The organism is Allorhodopirellula solitaria, assembly GCF_007859855.1.
In the GTDB taxonomy this organism is placed as follows: domain Bacteria; phylum Planctomycetota; class Planctomycetia; order Pirellulales; family Pirellulaceae; genus Rhodopirellula; species Rhodopirellula solitaria.
Map to the genome: position 1 here is coordinate 38215 of NZ_SJPK01000001.1, position 23520 is coordinate 61734.

General features: G+C 57.9%; 13 protein-coding genes. 7 read left to right on the forward strand and 6 right to left on the reverse strand.

The genetic code is table 11. From position 1 onward, the window contains the following. Positions 1-77 precede the first annotated feature (77 nt). Positions 78-4208, reverse strand: a complete 4131-nt coding sequence (locus CA85_RS00145) for an FtsK/SpoIIIE domain-containing protein (RefSeq protein ID WP_146389057.1) — start codon at positions 4206-4208, stop codon at positions 78-80. Positions 4209-4432: 224 nt separating this feature from the next. Between CA85_RS00145 and CA85_RS00150 the strand changes: the two genes are divergently transcribed. The 7 genes from CA85_RS00150 (at position 4433) to CA85_RS00180 (ending at position 14053) form a co-directional block, all read left to right on the forward strand. Beyond that, complete coding sequence (locus CA85_RS00150; RefSeq protein WP_146389059.1) at positions 4433-5167, forward strand: DUF6677 family protein; 735 nt, start codon at positions 4433-4435, stop codon at positions 5165-5167. 116 nt (positions 5168-5283) lie between these two features. Beyond that, positions 5284-6186: a hypothetical protein gene (locus CA85_RS25520; protein ID WP_246112361.1), complete on the forward strand. Its 903-nt coding sequence runs from the start codon at positions 5284-5286 to the stop codon at positions 6184-6186. A 15-nt stretch (positions 6187-6201) separates the two neighbouring features. Then, positions 6202-6522: a P-II family nitrogen regulator gene (locus CA85_RS00160; RefSeq protein ID WP_146389061.1), complete on the forward strand. Its 321-nt coding sequence runs from the start codon at positions 6202-6204 to the stop codon at positions 6520-6522. Between the two features lie 140 nt (positions 6523-6662). Continuing rightward, the gene (locus tag CA85_RS00165; protein WP_146389063.1) at positions 6663-7145 is read left to right on the forward strand and encodes a hypothetical protein; all 483 of its coding nucleotides are present in this window, start codon (positions 6663-6665) and stop codon (positions 7143-7145) included. A gap of 115 nt (positions 7146-7260) precedes the next feature. Beyond that, positions 7261-8637 carry a DUF1501 domain-containing protein gene (locus CA85_RS00170; protein WP_146389065.1) on the forward strand — a complete coding sequence of 459 codons (1377 nt, stop codon included), beginning with the start codon at positions 7261-7263 and terminating at the stop codon, positions 8635-8637. Between the two features lie 129 nt (positions 8638-8766). Further along, positions 8767-11244, forward strand: a complete 2478-nt coding sequence (locus tag CA85_RS00175; RefSeq protein ID WP_146389067.1) for a DUF1549 and DUF1553 domain-containing protein — start codon at positions 8767-8769, stop codon at positions 11242-11244. A 31-nt stretch (positions 11245-11275) separates the two neighbouring features. After that, positions 11276-14053, forward strand: coding sequence for a c-type cytochrome domain-containing protein (locus CA85_RS00180; protein WP_146389069.1), 2778 nt, complete (start codon positions 11276-11278; stop codon positions 14051-14053). A gap of 191 nt (positions 14054-14244) precedes the next feature. Here CA85_RS00180 and CA85_RS00185 read toward each other — a convergent pair whose 3' ends face one another. The 5 genes from CA85_RS00185 to CA85_RS00205 all read right to left on the reverse strand — a co-directional run bounded on the left by CA85_RS00185 (position 14245) and on the right by CA85_RS00205 (position 23480). Beyond that, a complete protein-coding gene (locus tag CA85_RS00185) occupies positions 14245-15195 on the reverse strand; it encodes a restriction system modified-DNA reader domain-containing protein (protein ID WP_146389071.1) in 951 nt (316 codons plus the stop codon). A 304-nt stretch (positions 15196-15499) separates the two neighbouring features. Then, the gene (locus CA85_RS00190) at positions 15500-16237 is read right to left on the reverse strand and encodes a hypothetical protein (RefSeq protein WP_146389073.1); all 738 of its coding nucleotides are present in this window, start codon (positions 16235-16237) and stop codon (positions 15500-15502) included. Between the two features lie 801 nt (positions 16238-17038). Beyond that, positions 17039-18109, reverse strand: a complete 1071-nt coding sequence (locus CA85_RS00195; protein WP_186774658.1) for a WD40 repeat domain-containing protein — start codon at positions 18107-18109, stop codon at positions 17039-17041. A 316-nt stretch (positions 18110-18425) separates the two neighbouring features. After that, positions 18426-18911 carry a hypothetical protein gene (locus tag CA85_RS00200; RefSeq protein ID WP_146389077.1) on the reverse strand — a complete coding sequence of 162 codons (486 nt, stop codon included), beginning with the start codon at positions 18909-18911 and terminating at the stop codon, positions 18426-18428. Positions 18912-18932: 21 nt separating this feature from the next. Beyond that, positions 18933-23480, reverse strand: coding sequence for a WD40 repeat domain-containing protein (locus tag CA85_RS00205; RefSeq protein ID WP_146389079.1), 4548 nt, complete (start codon positions 23478-23480; stop codon positions 18933-18935). Positions 23481-23520 lie beyond the last annotated feature (40 nt).

Genomic DNA, 23520 nt, shown 5'->3' on the forward strand with positions numbered 1-23520 from the left:
GCGGTGAATGTAATGCTTTCACGCTGCCACGTCGAACGGGGGGAAAGGCGAGGAATTACCGCACCGTGCTCAGCGAGCTACGAAACCGACAAAGCTCGAACCTGGTCGACTGTGGGCGGATCACAGATCCGAAACTTGGTCGTACGACCATCCGCATCGTCGTAAAGAATCATCGTGGCGGGTGATAATTCCGATGCGGCGGGTGAATCGATCAGCAGTGACGAATCCGCTGCGTTGATCGGCCCGAGTAATCGCAGCTCCAGATCATTCTGGCTTTGGCGTGGCAACCACCTCGTGAAGACCTCGGCCGAGGGCAGCGTGACGATCACGAACACCCCCACAGTCGGACCGTCGCGGAGCACGGCTTGAAACGCTTTGCTACCACTCTGCTTGCTCGCAGAATCGAGAGAAAAGTCCAACGATTCATTTTGTCGCAGATCGCGGAGCCGATCGAGTGCATCGACGACAACGAGTATCATTTCCCCGTTGTCCTCGACCAACTCCGGCTCATCCTGTGGAGCACCGTCGTCGTGCCCGGAGCCTTCCCGGGCTGGGCCGTCGACCGGTTCGGCAGGATTGTCCGACGATCCCGCCGGAGCATCCAACGAGAACGTGCCCGTGAAACGGGATTGTGCGGGCGGGCCCGACAGTCCCCCATCGGCTTCGCGTCCGGACTCTTTAGCAATTCTCCCCGCGACGAGATTCGCCAGTCGGATCATCTGTGTTTCACTGTCTCGGTTGCGAACCCTCTTGGCCTCAATCCCGGAGGCATCGATCCATCCGGCAATGGATTGCCCATCATCGGCGCGGGAGCCATCGAAGACGACGATGGATAAATCGGGCGTCCGGCGGAGCGCCGAGGCGATGAATGCACTGAGGATACTGACGCGCATTTTGGGATTGGCAACGACGACAGCGCTGCGACCGGCGTCGGCTTGGAACCGCAACGTGGTCGGCGGTCCGAGCGAGACAGCTTCACCGAGCAGCCCCGCGACCTTGTCAGCCGGACTCAGCGATGCCAGGGCAGCGCCGGTCAGTTCGTTGCTAAATCGACTCGGCCGATTGCCTTCAAAGACGATCGGCGGCCCCAGTGATTCGCGATAGGCGTCGTCACGTGCAACGATTTCTTCGAGCATCGCTGCGTGATCGGCTTGCCCCAACCAGGCGACCTGGAACGGATGATTTCCTTCCAGCAATCCGCTGGCGTCGTTGTAGATCGCCTCCCCCGGACGCGACAGCAATCTCGCCGCAGTATTGTCCTCCGATAGAATCAAGGCGGCATCGGAATCGCTGCACTGCATCGCGATGCGCACCGCCATCTGCCCCAAAGTCGCGCGCGGCAAACTGTTCGCCCCCGCGAGCGATTGGCTGCTCAGGACCACATGGATGCCGAACGAACGCCCCTGCCGGACCAACCGATCCAGCAACGCCGTGCATTCCGCGGCCAAGGCATCGTCACGCGTGAACAACTCTTGGAATTCGTCGATCACGAGCATGATTCGCGGCATGCTCGAGGCGGCAGACTCCGCTGGGGATTCTGAGTTGGCCTGGCAGCGTCGACCGCGATACTCGGCAAGCTCTTGGACCCCCGCCTCTCGAAATGCTTCCCCCCGAGAAGCCAACTCGGCATCGAGCCGCTGCAGCAGGCTGCGACCAAACTCGCGTTCGCTCTCGATACCGATCACACGAGCGTGAGGCAGTTTCGCGTCGGCGTAGACTTTGAACTCGACCCCTTTCTTGAAATCGAGCAAATAGAACTGCAATTGATCCGGTGAGTACTCGGCGGCGCCAGCAGTGATGATGCTATGCAGCAGCGTGCTCTTTCCCGAACCGGTTTTACCGGCGATCAAAACGTGCTGGCGAACACCTTCACCGAGCTGCAGGCGGCGGGTCCGTCCGGCCCCTTGGCTGCCGATCGTGATCGCGAGTCCTGCCGCCGTCGACTCGGTTTGGCCTTGGACCGGGACAGCCTCGCCAGGCAGCAGCGACTTCAGTTCCAGCACGACCCGAGAAGCTTCGAGAGCACTTCTGCCGATGCGGCGAATCATCGGTTCGCGGGTCTCGGCCGTCGGTGGCGGAGCGGGCCAGAACTCGAGGTCGTCGATGCCCTCATAATCACAGTACCAGTGATCGTCGCGGTTCTCGATTCGCAGCAGCTTGTCGCTCTGGATCGGCGGCATATCGGCCGGCCACGTCTTGCCTTGCTCGAGCACCAAAATCACGAACACACCGCATCTCCCTCCGCTTTGAATCAATGAATTCAAGTGCATGTAGGATTCGCGCGACAACCCATCGGGAAAACCTACCGCAGCGATCGCGTGATAGGGCTCGGCGAGTGAACCGGCGACTTCGTTGTAGTCTTCAATGCGTTCGAATCGATCACGCAGACTTGCCTGCAGGACATCTTCGACATGGTGGGTCAGTTCGGCGAGCCGCTGCGTGATCTTGTCACTGGTCGTCCACACACGGTGATGGATCAACGATGGGTCATGATCGGCCAAGGCCATAAAACTCGCGAAATGCTGCCCACGGCTGTTGGCATCAATCAAGGTGACCTTGGCTTGGCCCGGCGAGGCGCTGCTGAGCAACCGCCACAGCACTTGATGGGCGATCGCGATCGCATCATCGAGTTTCTGCGGCGGCGTATCGATCAGCACCCCCGAATGGCAGCGGCGATGGATCACCAGGGGCATCGTGTCGGGGATCTCAATCTTCGAAAGAATGTCCGCCTCATCGGGTGCATCGCCCTGATGCGTGTACCCGAGGGCCTTGTCAAATTTCCCTTTGAGTCGGTTTCCCAATCGCAGTTGCCCCAAGGGTAGGAAATCAATGTTGCGATGCGTGTCTGCTGGCGACGTCACGAGCTGTTCCCAGGACGGGAATCGGCATTGGACCAAGTCGTTTGCGGCGGCGATGCGATCCATCCCACGCCGCAGGCCAGACTCCAATCTCGCCGACAAGGAGGCCAGGGTGTGCTGGTGCTGTTGCTGCGTTCTCGCTCGCGTCTGGCCGGCCACTTCCTTGTTCTGATCGATCACTTGCGTGATATTGGAATCAATCGTTTCGGCGCGCTCCCGCATCGTCCGCTGGAGAGTGGCAAAACCGCTACGGAACTGCGCGTCGATGCGGTCGACCTGGCCTTGGAGCTTGGTCTGCTCGGCGGTTTGAGCAGCATCGAGTTTCTGCTGCATATCAGCGATCTGATCGCGTTTCCAGCGTGCGGCTTCGGCGAGATGTGCCTTGCGCCGTTGGCGCAGTTCGTGAGCAGCTTCCTCTGCCTGTTTTTTGGAGATCGCCCGCGCTCGCTCGGCAGCAGTCTCGGCGGTATGGCGGATGCGTTCGGCGAGCGGGTGCAGCTTCCGCGTCATCTTGCGGAGCGGAAAGAGCAGGATGGCGTACACCACAAAACCCAGCGTACCGGCGACCGCGACCAATCCTAACAGCCACCAAATCAGGGGCTGTGGCTGGATCGCCAACATGATGACAGCCCCGATGGCGATGAACACCGCTACCGCTCCGGGAAGATAAAATGAATCGACGACTTTGGACGCAAATCCACTCTGCATGTCCACCGTAACGGCCTTCACCCGGCGGTTTTGACGACCGATCAGATCGACGGCGTCGCGCACCGACGCTGGCTCTGACTCACCGAACTCAGCGTAGGGGTCTTCGGGAAAGGTGACCTCGAGCAATTGATCGAGTCGGCGGAGCGTCAGGGCGCGTGACCACTCGAGATCCTTGTCGCCGGCTGCGAGAGCTTCATCGAGCAGCCGTGATTCGGCGGCCTGTTGCTTTTTAGGCTGTACTTTACGCTGTTTGTACTGATGCTCGATCGCAAACAACCGTTTCTCGTACTTGCCATCGATCACGGCGGTCTGATCGGCGGAGGCCTTGCGATACTTGATTCGTGTCCGCAGCAACTGGTCGCGGGTTTGGATCGAAGCGGTTTCGTAGGCCGTGATCGCTTTTTCCTGTTCGTCATCCCACTGCCGCAACGTGCTTTGGCGGTCTTTCTGGCAGTTGAGCGTGACTTCCGAAAGCTGCTCGGCGAGCTGGCGTTCGAGGTCGTGGTGTTGAGCCGATTGGTCGCTGAGCAGACGCTGGTGTTCATTGCGCGACTCAGACACCCTGCCGACAAAGCCATCGATCAATCGCCGCTGACGGGCGGGATCAAAAAGGAATGTGGGTGCAACGGATGAATCATTCATAACGCTCGATTCTAACCGACGGCCAATCCGCAAGTGGGGGCCAGCCCGAGATGCCTGGGCGTTTTAGGATTATTTTGGGCTGATCCGGCGACACGCAGATTTCCCGGCTAGCTGTTGACGGATTGGCTTGGCTATCGCTGCGGTCGAATATTTCGCACAATGTCTGCACCACCCCATGGCGTTTCCTTCCTCCGCCGCATTTTCCCGAACCGCTTCGATCACTCATGGCCTCACGCTCTCGGACTTCCCCACCCGCTGCCCCAGATGCGGCCACCCGTGAAACGGCCAAAGCTGGCGATCGCGGCGATACGACATCGCCCGAAAGCGGCAGTTCGGCTGGCAAATCCGAGCAATCCGGCGAGAGCAAAGGTGCCAACCAGATTGAAATGTCACCGAACGTGCTCAACGGCGAGACGCTGATCGAGGTCGACGGCATCGAGGTCGACCTGCGCAACCGGTACTTCGCCGCCTTGTTAGCGTGGTTGATTCCAGGTGCGGGGCATTTCTACCAAGGTCGTCGAGCCAAGGCCATTCTGTTTCTGCTCTGCGTGCTGTCGACGTGGTTCATCGGTTTTTCCCTGGGCGGACGCAACGTGGTTTACGCCTCCTGGCAACCCGGTGACCGTCGCTGGCACTATTTCCTGCAAGCCGGCGTAGGCGTGGCAGCATTGCCCGCCCTGATACAAGGCGATCGCATGCGCAAGAGCACCGACCCGCGCGGCCGCACCGTGGACAGCTACGAGCCGCTGTGGAACGGATACATGGCGCCTCCTCACCGCCCTGTCCTGGAGGGCGAAGCCGACCAAGTGGCTGCGTGGTACGCCCGACGAGGCAGTGGCTACGAAATGGGGACCTGGTTCACGATGATCGCCGGGTTACTCAATATTCTCATCATTTACGATGCTTTTGGGGGGCCGCTGGCGGTCCCGATCAGTGGCAAACGCAAGGCTGAAAAATAAATTTGACGCTTCCTTGCGGGGAAAAATTTGTGAAACCGCGTTTGGTCAAGTAGAATTATCTACTCTAACTCCTCGATTTCGATCCATCTCCCCCTCTTTTCACGCGGATCACTGCGATGCGACGCACTGCCTTTCCCTCTGCCCGTACCCTGTTTTTGCCCGCCATGATCGCGATGAGCGCCATGGTCCTGTCGTCCGTCACTGTTCGCACGGTGTCCGCCGGAGGCAATGAAACCGCAGACCGTGCCGCGCTATTTGCTGCGATGGATGCGGGGCAAGTCGAAGCGGAATTCATTCCACTCAGCCCTGCCCGCGCCAACCTGCTCGTCAAGAATCTCACCGAAAAACCACTCCGCATCGAGATGCCAAAGACCTTCGCCGGTGTCCCCGTTAACGCTCAAATGATGGGCGGAATGGGCGGCGGCATGGGTGGCATGGGCGGTGGTATGGGCGGCGGCATGGGTGGTGGTATGGGCGGCGGCATGGGTGGCGGTGGCCAATCCATGGGCGGTGGAATGGGAGGCGGTATGGGCGGCGGCATGGGCGGCGGCATGGGAGGTATGGGCGGCGGCATGGGTGGCATGGGCGGCGGCATGGGAGGCGGTATGTTCACCGTCAAACCAGGACGCACGCACAAGATGGCACTCAGCACAGTCTGCCTCGAACACGGCAAGCCCGATCCCACCCCGCGAATGAAGTACGCCATCGTGCCGCTCGAACAGGTCACCAAAGATCCCGCCGTTGCTCTGATCTGCAACGCCGTCGGCAGCGGTCAAGTCGCCCAGAACACCGCTCAAGCAGCCGCATGGAATTTGACCGATAATCTGAGCTGGAACGAACTCGCCCGCAAAAATCGCGTCGAGAACACCTACACCGGCAACATCCCCTACTTCTCGCAACTCGAATTGCGGGCCGCCATGGCCGTCGTCGCCGAAGCGAAACGCGCCACCGAGGATGAGTCTTCCTCGAGTGAATCGGGATCGAGCGAATCGATGTCGAGCGATCACGTCTCGTCCTAACAGCCTTTGGTTTTCATGATACTGATCCAAGCCATCATCCAGCCCATCCGCCTGTCCACGGTCCGTGAGGCGCTCGAGCAAGCTGGATATGGTGAAACCATGGCCGGCGATGCGACCGGCTATGGACGCCAACGAGGACAGGTGGCCACGTTTCGAGGCAACGAATATCGCATCGATCTGCTGCGCAAGGTGATCCTCAGCCTGATCGTCGATGACGATGACGCCGACGAGGTCATCGCAATCATCCGCTCGGCGGCGAAAACGGGCACACAGGGCGAGATCGGTGATGGCAAGATCTTTACCATCCCTGTCGCCGAAGCAATCACCATCGGCTGAAGCGAAGCTGCGATCGAACCCGGTCGATCCGCGGCCACTAATCTGCATGGGGGGCAGGAACCATCACGCCGTATGACCCTCCTCGTCAATCGCCTGACGATGCCGACGCACGAGTGCCCCGGACACGGAGCCAGCTAATTGTGGCTCGATGCATCGCCGTCTGCGTTTTCATCACCGCTGGATTCGGGCTGTTCTACAACCTGCCACCTCCGGATTCGCTTCTCAGCGTTAGCGAAGGTGGCCCGATCGACCCGCCGTATTTTCGGTTTGCCTACTTTTTGATGGCAGCAATCTGCGTCTGCTTCTACTGCGCATTGATCTACCAGAGCACGTGCCTTTGGAAGGGGTTCCCGGGGGCTGCCCGTGCCATCACGCGAATTTTCGTTGCCGAAGTCGCCTACTTCTTCCTCATCCCAATGCTGTGGATCGTACCGGTGGTTCGCGAAGGTGTCGGACCGGCGATGGGGATCGCAAACGGCGGCTTGATGGCGCAGTTCCTGATTTTCTTGCCGCTTTGGGCGCCGTTGCTTTTCCGGGCATTTGGTTTGTACGACGCTCAGCAACCTCCGCAAACCGAATCTCACGAGGAGACCGAATCTCCAGCAGAGACTGCAACGGGCTGATCGGTGCAGAGCGGTGAGGGGCTCATCCGCAGCGAAAACGTGGTAGAATATGCCCCAATCACACCGGGGCGGCAGCAACGCCGCCGCTGTGAAATCCCACCCAGGTCCCCTCCCTATGTTCAATCTCACCTCACGCGGCCAATCTCACACTTGCAACGGCACGACGCGTCGCGACTTCCTTCAGGTCGGAACGCTCGGCGCGATCAGGCTGGGGCTGCCCCAGTTACTCGCTGCTGCGGAGCGCGGCGCAGTCGATCCGGCAAGCGAGAAACGCTCGTGCATCATGATTTTCAATCTCGGTGCGCCGAGCCAACTCGACACATTCGACATGAAGCCGGATGCACCTGCGGAGATTCGAGGTCCCTTCCAGCCGATCTCGACGAAAGGCGATTTTCAGCTATCAGAAATTTTGCCGAGGCATGCCGAGGTCGCTGACAAGTTCTCAATTGTCCGGTCCTGTCATCATACCGCTGCGGCGGTCCATGACGCGGGTTGGCAGATGATGCAGACCGGCCGTCAGTTCACCGGCGGCGTGAACTTCCCGCACGCGGGTGCGGTGGTGCAGTACCTGCGAGGTCGGCGCAGCGATTTGCCCGCCCACGTTGTTTTGCCCGAAACCATGGGCCGAGGCGGCGGCAACTTACCCAACGGACAGGCGGGCGGGTTTCTCGGCAAAGCCTTCGACCCCTTCGCACTGATGGCCGACCCCAGCAAAGAGAATTTCAAGGTTCCCGATCTGTTACCGCCATCGACACTCGGCGACATTCGCATCGATCGCCGCCGCCGGATGCGAGCGGCGATCGAAGACCGCATGCGGGAATTCGAGGAAACCGAAACAGCGAAGTTGCTCGACAAGAATTTCGAAGCTGCCTATCGGCTGATGAACAGCCCGCAGGCGCGTCAAGCATTCGATCTATCGAAAGAACCCACCGCTGTCCGTGAGCGTTACGGCATGAACCGCTTTGGCCAATGCTGCCTGCTGTCTCGGCGATTGATCGAGGCGGGGGTTCGATTCGTAACCGTCAACACGTTTCTGACCGTATTCGACGAGATCACGTGGGACATCCATGGCAGTAAACCCTTCACGACGATCGAAGGGATGAAAAACATCGTCGCGCCGATGTACGATCAAGCCTATTCGGCGTTGATCGCTGACTTGGACGAACGCGGCATGCTCGACGACACGATGGTTTGTGGATTGGCCGAATTTGGTCGCACGCCCAAGGTGAACCCCGCCGGTGGCCGCGACCACTGGCCACAATGCTTCTCCTGCACCTTCGCAGGCGGCGGCGTGCAGGGCGGTCGCGCGATCGGCGCCAGCGATCCGATCGGAGGCGTGCCCGCGGACCGACCGACGAACCCGGGCGAGATCATCGCGACGATCTTCAAGAGCCTCGGACTGGATTTGCACGCCGAGATGCCAGGTCCCGGCGGCCGCCCCTTCCCACTGGTAGATTTCGGTGTCCGCGAAATCAGCGAATTGTTTGCATAGACGGCCTCGGGTCACCACCTGGTGGCATGTTCGGTTGGGCGGCGTCCACCGTTCGTTCCCGAGCATCGCTACCACACCGAGCTTCCCTCGGTTGCCGCCGCTCATTCCCACCCTACCATCGATAGTTTGATGATACGTATTTTCACCTTCCTATTCCTACTTTCTGTCGGTGTTGCCGTCTCGCCCGCTGAAGAAGTTCGATTGCTGCCGGAAGCCTTCCTGCTCTCGGGAAGCGAATCTCAACAGCAACTGTCGACCGTCACGGTTCGCGAAAACCAAATTTCCGCGATCGTTCCCTCGGATCAAGTCCAGCTCGAATCCGATGCACCGGAGATCGTGGAGATTCGCGGTGGAGTGGCCCACGCGGTATCCAGCGGCAACGCGACGATCACCGCTCGCCTGTCCGCAGGCCGGACCGCCACCGCCGAGGTCGAAGTCACCGGTGTCAACAGCGAACACAACTGGAGTTTCCGCAACGATGTGCAGAGCATCTTGACCAAAGCAGGCTGCAACGCGGGCGCCTGCCACGGTGCCTTGGCGGGCAAAGGTGGATTCCGGCTGTCACTCAAGGGATACGACAGCGACGCTGATTACCTGGCAATCACGCGGGAGGCACACGGGAGACGAATTGAGATCGGAGATCCCGGGCAGAGTCTCGTGCTGGCGAAACCGTCGGCTGCTCTTCCTCACAAGGGAGGTCTGAAACTGGACACTGCGTCACGCGATTACCAGGTCATCGCGGACTGGATCGCTGCTGGCGCGGCCGCGCCCGAGGCTGACGACCCACAGCTGGTACGGATCAGCGTCTCGCCTGAATCCGCTTTACTCTCCCCCGGCGATCAATCCCGCATTCTCGTTCATGCCCACTACGACGATGAGACCATCGTCGATGTGACCCATTGGTCCCAGTTCACCGCGACCGATGAATCGATCGCGAGCGTCGACGAGCATGGCAAGGTCCTCGTCCGTGGCAGCGGCGAGGCGGCGATTCTGGTCTGGTTCGGCAGCCGGGTGGCATTGGCCCGGATGACGGTCCCGTATCCCAACGAAATCCCTGCTGACGTCTATGCCGTCGCCGAACGGAGAAACTTCATCGACGAGCTGAACCTGACGCAGCTCCAAACCCTACGGCTGCGGCCCTCACCGGCCTGCGACGATGAGACGTTTCTCCGCCGAGCCACGGTCGATACGATCGGTCGCCTCCCCACACACCGAGAACGCGAACGCTACTTCGCCGCCGACAGTGAGACCCGCCGCGATGAGTTGATCGATCGCTTGCTGGCCAGCGACGACTTCGTGGACTACTGGACATACCGCTGGAGCGACGTGCTACTGATCAACGGCAATCGCTTGCGTCCCGATGCGGTCAAGGCCTATTACCAGTGGTTGCACGCTGCTGTCGAGCGTAACCAGCCATGGGACGAATTGGTGAACGATGTCTTAACGGCCACCGGCAGCAGCATCGAAAACGGAGCGACCAATTTCTACGCGCTTCACCAAACCCCTGAGGAGATGACCGAGAACGCCTGCCAAGCGTTTCTGGGCCTATCGATCGGCTGTGCCAAGTGCCACAACCATCCGCTGGAAAAATGGACCAATGATCAGTACTACTCCATGGCCAATCTATTCGCCCGCGTGCGAGCGAAAGGCTGGGGCGGCGACTCACGAAACGGCAACGGACATCGCACTCTGTACGTTTCCGACACAGGAGATTTGATTCAGCCCCAGAGCGGAAAGCCACAGCCACCGGCGGCGCTGGATGCGGAACCACTGCCGATCGATGATCCCGCCGACCGAAGGATCGCGTTGGCCGAATGGATGACCGATTCCTCTAATCCGTATTTTGCTCGCGCGATCACTAATCGTGTGTGGGCGAACTTCTTTGGTCGCGGTTTGGTCGAGCAAGTCGATGATTTGCGGCATAGCAATCCGGCGTCCAATGAACCGTTGATGACGGCGGCGGCCCAACACCTGATTGATGCGGATTTTAACCTCAAATCGCTGATGCGAGCCATTCTCCGCAGCGCCACGTACGGCCGCAGCAGTTTACCTTTGGACGAAAATCGCGACGAACAGAAATACCTTAGCCGCTACTACCCACGCCGCATGATGGCGGAGGTGTTGCTCGATTCGATCGACCAAACTCTGGAAACTCAAACGAGCTTTACCGCAGTCTCGTTCTCAGGTGCCGATCGACAGAAAACGGATTTCTACGAACCCGGTACGCGGGCGATCGAATTGTACGACTCGGCTGTCGATTCCTACTTCCTGCAAACGTTCGGGCGAAACCCGCGTGAAATCGTTTGCGAGTGCGAACGCAGCAGCGAACCGAGCATGGTCCAAGTGCTGCACCTGTCCAATGGCGATACCCTCAACACCAAACTGGCGGACAGTGAAGGGGTCATCGCCCGGATGGTCGATGCAGACGCCAGCGACGCAGCCATCATCGATCACCTCTTCCTCAGCGGTCTGTCCCGCCATCCCACCGATGAGGAGCGAGATCGATTGCAGAGTGTGATCGAGGAGTATGGTGAGGATCGGCTGACCGCGCTGCAGGACGTCGCGTGGAGCGTCGTTACCAGCACCGAGTTCGTTTTCAATCACTGATCGATCACCACCCTTTGACGCCGCTCATTCCATGACACGTTGCATCCCCGTCCTCAAGCTGTTTGTATTGGTCGCATTGGCAACCTCGCCTGTCGCTGTCCCAGCGGCGGAGCCTGTCGACTTCGCCCAAGACGTCCTACCGATCCTGGAGACCTACTGTGTGGGTTGCCACACGAGCGGAGATGGCGAGGGCGGCTTTGCGCTGGATTCCCACAAGGCTCTTATCGCCGGTGGCGATTCGGGATCGGCAGTGACACCCGGGGCCGCCGCCAGCAGTCGTATGCTCTTGATGGTGTCGGGAAAGATGGAACCGGCGATGCCACCGGAGGGCGAGGCGCAACCGACCGACGAGGAGTTTTCGTTGCTCCAAGATTGGATCGATCAAGGTGCAAACGGCCCTGCTAGCAAACTGCCTTGCAAGCGACCATTACGAACACCAGAGATCGCGACGAAGGACACGGCGCACCTACCCGTTACGGCAATCGCGGTCTCTCGTGATGGCAAATACAGGGCCATTGCACGGTTCGGTGAGATCACAATTCTCGATGAGAACGAAAAACCGATCTCGCTGCTCGAGGCAGACTTCGGCAAGGTCAATGCTGTCACGTTTTCCAAAGATGGCTCCCAACTCCTCGTCGCGACAGGCGTGGCCGGTGCCTATGGAAACGCGTTGCTGTTTTCGGTCGCGTCGGGCACACTCGAAAAGGAGTGGGTTGGTCATCGCGACACGTTGTACGCCGCTGTGTTCTCACCCGACGAAACGCGGGTCGCGACCGCTGGATACGACCGGGAGATTGTGGTGTGGGACGTTGCCAGCGGCGAGCCGATCAGCAAGCTGCTCGGTCATAACGGAGCAATCTTCGACCTGGCCTTCTCACCCGATGGCAAACTGCTAGTCAGCGCCTGTGCCGATGAGACCGCGAAGGTGTGGAATGTGGAATCGGGCCAACGACTCGACACGCTTAGCCAACCCGAAGGTGAAGTGTTGGCCGTTGACATTACCCACGACGGAAAGTTCGTGATCGCGGCCAGCGCGGACAACCGACTGCGGGTTTGGTCGCTGCGGTCCACCGACACTCCCAAGATCAATCCGCTCCTGGCCACCCGCTTCGTCGACGAGTCGCCGCTGGTGAATTTCAGCATCACACCCGACGGACAGTTCATCGTCGTCCTTTGCGAATCAGGAAACCTGAAAGTACTGCGTGTTTCGGATTGGAGCCAAGTCGCTAGCCTGCCGAAGTTGCCCGAAAGTGGCAGCGACCTGTGCATCGACGCCGATTCTCGCCACGTGTTTGTCTCGTTAATGAACGGCGAGGTTGCCCATCGATCCATCCCGAAACTGGCAGCGAGCAAGGATCAAGACGTTCAAAAGCTCTTGCCGATCTATCTCGACTTGGGCGAACTTCGGAAAATAGATGAGTCTGCGGCGACGCACGTCAGCGAGGATGTTTTCAACAGCGCCGCGGTGGTCGATGTCCCGCGTGGAGCCGAAATCACCGGCGAGATTTCGCTGCCTGCCCAAGAGGACTTTTATCGCTGGACGGCTCGCCGCGGAGAGGTCTGGGCGATTGACGTGGACTCGAATTCGGAAGGAAATCTCGATCCTCGGGTTGCCGTGCTCGACCACAATGGCAATCCCGTGCTGCGGACTCGGCTGCAAGCAGTGCGTGATACGTACTTTACATTCCGCGGCAAGAACAGCAGCCAAACCAATGATCTTCGCTTGTTCAATTGGCGTGAAATGAGCCTCAACGAGTATCTGTATGCTTCGGGTGAAGTCGTGCGTTTGTCGATGTATCCCCGCGGCCCGGATTCCGGGTTCAATGTCTACCCCAACGAATCCGAACGTTGGACCTACTTCGGCACGTCGCACTTGACCCACGCGCTCGGCGAACCCGCCTACATCGTTCGTGAACTGGCAGTCGGCGAATCCCCCACTGCCAACGGATTGCCCGTCTTTGATCTGTATTACGATAATGATGACGATCCGATGCGAATCGCAGGTAAGAACAGCCGGCTGCTGTTTACTGCCCCGCATGACGGCGTTTTCGTTGCTCGGATCACCGATACACGCGCCGAGGGCGGAGACGACTACGGCTACACCTGCTCGATCCGAGCGGCCCAACCTCGATTCACCGCCTCGATCGATCCGGTCAAGGAGAAGCTCCGCAAGGGATCTGGTCGCGAGTTCACAGTGCGCGTCGATCGCATCGATGGGTTCGATGGCCCCGTTGTTTTCGAAATCGAAAACCTGCCACCCGGTGTTATTGCCAATACCCCACTGACGATCGAACCAGGGCAGCGGTACGCCCAAGGGACGCTGTATATTCCCAAAGATCATCAGGGTTGGGTTGGCAGCCGATCTCCGTTAATCACAGCGACCGCCCAGATCCACGGAAAGAGGGTCGAGCGGACCGTCGGGCCGGTGGGCCAGCTGGAAGTCGGCGAGAGGCCTCAGGTCATCCCAGTTCTCCAGCCCTCAGACAGAACCGTGGAAGCGGGCAAAGATTGGACATTGCAGATCCGACGCGGTGAAACCGTATCAGCCCGCGTCGTCCTGGACCGGCAAGACGGATTCGACGGTGAAGTCAAGTTCGGCAACGAGACCGCTGGGCACAATACAACGCAAGGCGTCTACGTCGACAATATTGGACTTAACGGACTCCTGGCCCTCCAAGGGATGACCGAGCGCGAGTTCTTCCTCACCGCCGATCCCGTCAGCCAGTTGGGCCGGCGATCGTTTTTCCTGGAGGCGCAAACGGACAAAGGCATTACCAGCTACCCGATCACGATCGAGGTGCTACCGTGAGCACGCGGTGCCGACCCCGCGTGTCGTCCAACACGGCGACAGCGATTCCAACGATGCGGACAGCCACCTGCGAAGTGTCACACCTCACATCGGAGCAATTTAATTCAGTTCAACGCCGCCGAACAACCGGCGGCGAGAGCTGATCGCCTATTTGAAAACGCCCGACTTTCCAACTCAGTTGCATTGGATTGCTACCTGTCATTTATGTCGAACTGCCCAATGCGATTAGACAACAGGCGGTCGCGGATGTCAGCCAAAGTCGACCCGTCGTCAAGCCTCCAAGCCGTCCAGCCGTTGACAGTTGACCGTGCGCTGCCGGCGTCTTGGATGCCGAACAATGCAGCATAGCTTGGGGCCGAGAACGATCGGCCTAACACTTGCAACGAACCATCATCTTGAACAAAGGCCTCGTAAATTTTCTGATCTCCGTTTCTTGGCTTGTAGCGCATTTCAAGCCTTTGACCGACAGAAATCAATTCTGCCTCAATGAGGTCAGTGAGCGACACGTCATACCTCGCAACCTGTACAGTCGTCTTTGACTCATCGGGTGATGCGTTAAAAACGGGACGAAATTCCTCGGGAATCTCATACGCAATGCTCTGTGGATTATTGAATTCGACATATTTCTGGACGATCCAGAGTCGAACGTCGACCTTGAGCGTAGCCGCCCATTCACGGAGGTCGTTTTTCACAGCGTCAATTGGCATCCCAATGATTGGATCCGTTGCAAATATGTGAGCGAGGGCCTGTCGATAATCGATCGGTTCGATGTTTTGCTCGGCAAACTTTTCCTGAAGCGATTCATCATCACGAACACGGTCAATGACCGTCTCGATCAGCTTTTGCTTTGTCACTGGGTTGTTGGCAGCAATTATTTGCTTTGCAACCTGTGGGGCGATGTGGCTCCATACACTGTGCTGGCTGACCTCCGCTTCGACGATGTACCAGCGCATCCCATCAAGGTCGATTGCGTATCCGTCGGGGATCGTTCCTGCACCATCGGCAGTGCGAATCAGGGATTTTGGGAGATAAATTGACGACGGCCCAAAGATGTACTCCGCGTTGGCAACGACAACACGTTCAAGTTCGTCTTCAGTGTCGAACTTGGTAAGAACGAATTTACGATCGTCGATAATCAACATGACTTAGCACAGGGAACGGTGGTGATCAGTGGGAACCGAGAGACGAGTGTCCATTAGGAACCAGACGGGCCGCCGGTTCGCCGTTGGATCGCGTTGCGATTGGGCATCGACGTGGCCATGGGTTGGCCAACGCGACGGGGTTACCCCGTCCTATCCTACCAGACGCCTTACGTCCACGCTTCCATTTGGGACACGTCTACCGCGCACTTACGATCGGTCCCCGCACCCGTTTGATCGAGAGTCTGCCTGGCATGCAGCGTCAACTAGCAGACCACTTGGTACCAAAGTGTATCGGGTCAACGGGTCAACGGGCCGCCGGAGACGACGGCCCACTTGAATTCCCACTGTCGGCGACTTCGTGCGCATCACCTTGTTCTCTGGAATTCGCGTACCGACCGTAGTCCAAGTGAAGTGCGACAATCGTGACGCACAAGAAAGCAAAATACCACCAACCCATGTGCGTCCGAAACAGGATGCGAAAAAATGTGAGGTCGTCAATGTACAAATACGAGCAGTAGAGCACGGCAACAAAGATCAGGAATGAAAACCAGACGATCGGTTTGCGTATTTCCGATGAAGAACGATATGCCAAGCCAAATGCGATCAATCCAGCAATCAGATTTGAGACCGAAAAAACCCGAAGGTCAGCGATCAAAGCGCTGAGGGTATTATCGTAAAACGTCCGTATCTTGGCCTTGATGGAAGCGACGTTTTCGATCAGTGGCTTTCCGTTTGCCATCCGCGCTTCGTGTACCTGCTGGCGGGTCAAATCTGCAATGTAAGCTCTGGGATCGTTCTGGTAATTCGCAATCTCATTGCGGATGGCGGTTGCCTGTGCATCCGACAGGGCTTTTTTGGATAACGGCGAACCGAGTGCTTTGTCGGCGATTTCCACGATTGGATTGGAGTAGTCAAGCGTCTTTTCGGTGACAAAATCGCGAGCGAGAGATCCAAGATGCTCTTGTGCAATGAACGTGTAAGCAAGGAAGCAGATGAAGAATACGACGACGATTGAATTGAGCGTGAGTGTCGTTTTACGCATGGAACATGTTCGCTTCAGAACGAATTGCAATAACCGGACAACGTGGCAGCGCAGCAGAGGCGGCAAAATAGCGACTCCGACCGCCGCCGTGGAGGTGACGCGTTCCTCCTGTACACCGCCGTTGTTCCTAGTGCACCGTTGATCACGCGCTTAGCCACACACTACACGACCGGCGATTCCGCTATCGGATTGCCTCGCCAATACGCCGGCTAGAAATCTTCTCGGCGCAGTGATTTTCAGCAGCCCGAGACTGCGGCACTGGAACCTGGCGTTCGATCTGGCTGAGATTCTCGCGCAATGCCACCACGGAGGACCGGTGTGAGCACAACAGGTTTCCAAAAGCGGCACGCATTTACTCGGATTTGCAAGGGAGCGTTGCACCCACGGATAGTCGCGGATTGACACGAACCAGACGACTGGAGCGTTTGGGAGGAGGTAAGGAAAGTGATGCCGCTAGGCTTCGGAGCAACTACGAGTGGCATATGATAGTCGCTGATCAGTTGCCTACCGTTGTGTCCAGCGTCGACCAGCATTGGATACCGATTTGGAGAAGCGATGGATCGGCGGAGCGATCCACGACGAAATTGCCAAATCGGTGAACGGTTAGGTTGAGAAATGCAGAGTAAAGCGAAAGCTCATCGCCAGGGTCATACCCTGGAAATGAGAGCAGTGTGTAGCTGCGGCGCATGCCGTTTTCAAGGATAGAATGTTTGGCATAATCGTGTGGCGATGGTTGACGTTGATTTCAGTCCCGGCGTGAATCGCCACTCCAGTTCACGCGGCTGTTCTCTCGAGTCCTGTCTATTTGTAGGTGGCGATGTCCCAGACATTCATTTCGCCCGGCGCGTTGCTGATCGATCCGCCGGCAGAGGCCAGCATCCGACCATCCGGGCTGAACGCCACAGATCTTACGGCCTGGGTTCCCCTGAGTGTGACTCGCTCCGTGCCGGTGGCCACATCCCAGAGTTTGACAGTCTTGTCGTAGCTCGCTGAGGCCAGGGTCTTGCCATCTGGGCTGAATGCTACCGACGTTACTGGTTCGGCATGCCCCTTGAGAATGGCCCGCTGCGTGTTGGTGGCCAGGTCCCAGAGCCTGACGGTCTTGTCGCCGCTGGCCGACGCCAGAGCTTTGCTATCCGGGCTGAACGACAGGCAATAGACCGCATGGGTATGTCCTGAAAGGGTGGACCGCTTGGCGGTCGCCACGTCCCAGACCTTCACGGTCATGTCACGACTTGCCGCCGCCAGCGTCTTGCCATCCGGGCTGAACGCCACGGACATGACACCATAGGCGGCTTCGCTCGTCTCCCGATCCTCTTCGGTATGCCCCGTCAGAACGGTTCGCTCGTTGTGGGTGGCCAGGTCCCAGAGCGTGACGTCGCCGTTCATCGCGGCCAGCGTGTTGCCGTCCGGGCTGAATGCCACGGCGTGGACATCCTCACCGGCCGCTCCCGTGAGGAGATCATCAACACTCCCCTTGAGGATGCTCCGTACTTTGCCAGTGGCGACGTCCCACAACTTGACGTCCCCGAGGTCGGGGAAGGAGATTGGCGAGCCGATTGCACCGGTTGCTAGCGTCTTCCCGTCGGGGGAGAACGCAACGTAGCCGAGACAGCCTTTGTACTCGCCCAGGGTTGCTCGCTCCTTGCCCGTGGTCATGTCCCATGTTTTCAGCGTCCCATCATAGCTGGCCGATACCAAAGTTTTGCTATCCGGGCTAAACGCCAGACCGACGACCGCACCGGTATGCCCGGTGAGAATAGCCCGCAGCCTGGGTTCTTGTGCCGACAGGGACGGCGCCAGCAGCAACACCAGACAGACCAAACCCATCCAGACCGCCATCCCTCGCCATCGTTCCGCATTTGATTTCATCGCTCGCCTCCAGTTGCATGGCTGAACCTGAATGCTCCAGTGCAACGCCGTTATTCGTAGCGTACGCTTGATCATGCACTCAGTGACACACGATACGACCGGCGGTACTGTCATCGTATCGCGTCGCAAATGCGCAAGCAATCAAATCTCGGGCATCGAATTTCAGCTACCCGAGACCGCGGGCGTTTGAACTTGGCGTTCATCCCGCATTTTTTCAGAGATGGCATCGCTCATTTCGGACGCCACCGCCATACCTCTAAAATCCAACACGCTGGAGTTACCCACGAAAAACCCGAATGGACCTAAATGTATCGAGTCAACGGGCCGTCGGAAACGACGGCCCACTTGAATTGGCACTGTCGGCGATTTCGTGCGCATCGCTTTGTTCTAAGTACGACCAGCCGCATTGATCACAAGTGTCGTTGTCAGATTCGATCGTTTGGTGGCATACCGGGCATTCCATGGCGTCATTTGTATGGCCTGCATCGAGAGACCCGATACCCTGACGGCCAGGATCGGACCATTTCGGAAGATTGCAGTGCAGGCACTGCCGGGTAAAAACATGGTAGGTGAAGTGCCACATAAAGAAAGGCTGGGCGCAGCGAGGACACGCGAAGTGACTACACCGCCGGGCAGCAATTACGTACGCCACCATCCAAGCAACGGCAAGGACAATCGTAGCATCTTCGGATCTACTCCACTGCCGCATCGCAATGGATACGATGGACACGCCGGGAAGATAGGTCAGCAGCACGATCCAAGCAATATTGCGGCGGTGGCGATAGTCATCCCAGGTAGTCATGTTATTCTCATCCGAACGCAATCACTCTCCAAAATAAATCCGGTGACGAACGATCAATTGCTGGAGCTTCGAAAGTCTTTCCGCATCCTGCTCCCGCTGAAAGAGTCGCTCCGCCAATTCAAACCAACGTGTGCTGGTTCGGTCTTTGGCATAGTACGCATCCATTCCCGCCAAGACTCGGTCAGGATCGAATCGCATGAAGTCACTGGCGGGTTGCCCGCTAGGGTAATAGCGGGCGATGCTGACTATCAACCTAGCGTACATGGCATCGCCGTCAGCGCCGCCCAATTGCTCGCAAACTCGTTCGATGTAGTTCTCAAAATCACCCGGGTTTCCGTGCCATCGTGGCAGCAAATAGTTCACCGTCGCGGAGTGCACCTCCAAGCTACTCTTCGCGGGCGTCTGCATCGCTCGCTGGAACAACTCGCCCACCGCTTCTTTGGGAGCCGACAGTCCTGTGGCGAATGACAACGAAAGCGAAAACACTCGCGTGCCAGGTTGCTGCTTCTTCAGCAGCGGTTTGAGATGTTCTAGCGCGACCGTTAACTGCTCGTGAAAGGTTTGCATCCCTTCATTGGAGACCGTGTTCACGAATCCGCTGCCACGGGCTTCCCAAGCCAAGTCACTATGGTACTGAGCACGCAGCATTGGGATCACGATGGACCGCGGCATGCGTTCGCCGGCTCGCTTCAGCCACAATTCTTTCCGGATCCGAGGATCGCCGCCGTGCACCCAGCCATATTCTTGGCACACGATGTCGAGCGCATTGAGAAACTCCTCACTCAACTCATCGGGATATTCACTGAGCTCCGCGATCGCTGGTGTTCGTAGATATGCGAAGGCGGCATCCAATTGATCGATCCGATCGCTGTCAATCAAATCCTCCGCCAAGACCCGAAGGATGCGATCCGCGTTGATCTGCTCCGGAGCCACGGCATGAATCCATTGGTCGCCTCGACGAAATACCATCGCCTTGCCACGCCCCGCGATCATCACCGGTTGAGTCAGATCACAATTCACGTATTGCACGACGCCCATGGGGTGAGCGTTGAAATCAAAGTACGACACAAACGCGTAAGGATCTTCCGAACCCGCCAATCCACGAAGCATCCCGATGACCTCAACCAATGGAATCCCTTCGTCGGCATCGACACTCTTCATCCAGTGAGGAATCACGCCCAATTGGCGTGTGGCGTGCACCAACTTTCCTTCCTCGACGCCGAAGTCGATGGCCCAGGGTTGCTCCACCGTGCTGACCCAAGCTCTTTGATCCAAGACCGCCATTGCACGGATACTTAGAATCTTCTTCAGCCGATCCTGATTCGCGATCTTTCCCGTGGCCTCGTCCAGCTTCAACAGGTACGTGTTCTGGTTACTCGTCGCGATGACGTTTTGCCCGTCGCTCGAGCACCATAACTGCTCGGTCATGCGTTCGTCGCCGCGCAACTCGATGCGAGAACGCTTGACTTCCATCGACGCCAAATCCAAGAAGTAGATCGATCCATCGCGGGCTGTGAAAGCGAATTGGTCGCCGTCCGCACACTGCGTCGAAGCCAAGGGTTGCGTCACGGCCTGGAAACTCGCCAATTTGGTTTGCTGCTGCAGATCCCAAACCGTCAGAACACCGCTTTCAAAACCAATCAATTGATTGCTGTCGGGAGACAGATACACCGGGTGCTGTTCATCCCATTGGCGTGGGATTCGATGGACGGTTTTCCCGGCTGGGTCCACCACTGAAGGATTGTTTCCCGAAATCAACAAGAACGATCCATCCACTGAAATCTGCTGCACTGTCTGGTCTGGACTCAGTTCCAACTGCGTTTCTTTCCACTTGCGTGAGAAACCACCAAGCAGCGTCTCGAGACGCCTCCGGTATTGGGCTTCGAGAGTGGCTGGACGCGCGATGATTTCATCGTCGGTGACCGGCATAGCCAACCGCTCATCCACCTGATCATCCCATTCGATTCCATGTTCGCGTCGGTACAACTCCGCCCGAAGCTCCGATCCATCGACCGGATGAAGTTCGTCCACGGACAATTGGGTCAGCAGCCCTTCCTCGTTTTCGACATCGATGTAGTAACGATTCGCGCGGATTGGCGTGCCCGGCCGAGTCGTCCGCCCGTCCGCTCGTCGAATCGATCGATGGGTGACGGTGGACGGATCCAGTCCCGCCGTCCTACCCGCTTTCCCCTGCTGGCGAAACTCAGCAGTGAGCTCCTCCATCCTCTTCAAGGCCTGTTCCTGGAACAACGAGCGTGCGATGCGAAAATGGACGCCTAACGAGCTGAGCATGATCACGTCCTCGCCATCGAAACGTTCAAAATGTGCGGCCCGAAGCTCCTTTGAGTCCGCCAAATGCCAGGCCTGAAAACTTGGCGACCTTGGCAAACTGCGTAGTTCCTCCTCGAGTTCTCGCCGGAGGTTCTCCTGGAACTCGTCGACTTGTTGTGTGGCGGCGTACTCGTCCTCCGTCGAGACCGTTCGTCGCACCTCGGACTCCGAACGCAATTGCACCTCGAGTTCGAGCTGTTCCAAATGTGAAAAAGCTGCTTTTGGGATCGACTGGCGATTCCCTTCCCGGTCCGTGTACTGCCATCCCTCGTCATCGCTCCAGCTCGGATCCTCGGCCGGCGGCAACGGCGTCTTCCCGGCCAACCCGTAGATCCGCAGGGTAGGAACACCGATCGGGATGGCCTGGTTGGGAAACTGCTCTTTCAGTGCCTGCCATTGCTGGGAAGCTTGTTCGTTGCTGTGGTCCGTCATTAGCTCCGTGTCAATCAGAAAATCAACTGTCCCATCGCGCACGATCCAACTATCAAGATGCTTGCCGACGACAACACCGTCGAAACCAACTTGCGTCTCGTATAGCGGTTGATGCCAGCTCACGGACCAGTCTTCCATCGATTTCGCAGATGGCAGCTGCAATCCAAAAACTGTTTTCTTCTCAAAATGTTCCTGCAGCTTGCTCCACTGGATACGATCCTCACGAGAGGCCTTGGCGCGTTGCGGCATTTCCTCCGCTGATGATCCGGGCTCGGATTCCAGCATCATCAAGTTCATCTCCATCGCATCGATGTAATGCAGTTGATCCGCTGGCAAAACCACCGGTGTGTCGCGGCCAGCCATTTTGACCTTCCAGTTTGCCTCGCTCGCGACTTCCAACGGTTTGATCAAAAGCAGGGCCGCGTGCGAACGTCGGACGATGAAATACTCGGAATGCAGGGAAGGGCGTTTTTCCTTCGGATGAGCCTCGAAGTACTCGTTCAATCTTTGGACGGTTTGTTCGGCGACCTCTCGCCAAGGCTCGGCCAACTCCGATTTCAAAACCGCTGCCGTTAAGTCCTCTGCCCCGAACCGATAGACATAGAACGGGTGTCGCTCACCGATCAGAGTCGCAGTCACACGTGAGTTGGGAGCAGTGTCTTTGAGTCGCCAGGTCAACGTTGTATTGAGATACCGAAATGGATCCCGCTGCACCAGCGACTGGCGTTGCTCGCTCCAGGCCTCCGCTATCCGCTCAGAGGAAACCTCGGGCTCGGCTTCTTGCAACTTTCGTTCGAAAAGCTGCCGTCGCAGATCCAGTTCAGAGGGTCCGTTGAACGAACCGATCGATTCCCAACGCTTGATCCGAAAATTTCGAAAGCGAGCCCGTTTGGGGCGGTGATCGGGAACCAACCATGAAACCTTGCCCTGAGAATCCGCTTCGTCTTCTACAATCTCCAGAGGTTGGCCTGGGCCGAGCATGCCCAACCTGCCTGGCCAACACCACAGTTCCGTTTGTTCCAGACCGGGAACCCGCTTCACCTTTCCGGTCTTCAACCAACTGCCGGCGCGTTCGCGATCCGCATCGGCGAGCATGTCTTTGCGGACGCGAAAGCGAACCATCACGGGATACAGAGCATGAGGTTTCCAAATGCGCCCAAAGACATACGCATCGTCGACCTCACCCAGCAGCGCCGCTCGAAAAGCCACACCGGGATCCTGGGTCTGCCAAACAGAAAGCTTACCGAGAACCCGAAGTCGTTCTTGAATCAAATCACGCTGCTCACCCCTGAACGATGTCAACGGAATGGCGATCAACTCTCGCTGAACGTTCCAAAACGTCATGTCCTCGTCAACCGACAACAAACTCGCGTTACTCAGCACCCGATCACCTTGTGCCCAAGGCTTGTCAGTTGCAGCGCGAATGGAAAAATCCTGGCGAAGCTGATCGACCAACTGACGCCACGGTCCGAGTGTCTCCTCGATCAAGTCGCGATCCGATTCACTGAACTGCCTCAGCGGATACGACTGGATTCTCTGGAATTGGTCTTCGAGATGGATCCAGTTGTCAGGACCGATCCACTGAACCAATCGCCCCTGAACCGGCCCACGACCCTCCAATTGCCAGTCGCGAAGTTCGGTCACTTTTGGAGCGTCTTCAGCCCGGACGTTCAAAACGACTTTGGCACCATCGGCAATCGCAGATGGTTTCAGGCCGCTGGGTAGTTGCCCCTGTGCGGGCAAGGCAAAACACAGAAGACAAACCGACATCAACACCAAGCGTTGGACAAGAGATATTGTCTTCATTACCAGTCACCAGAATCAAGAATGGATCGATCGAATAGAC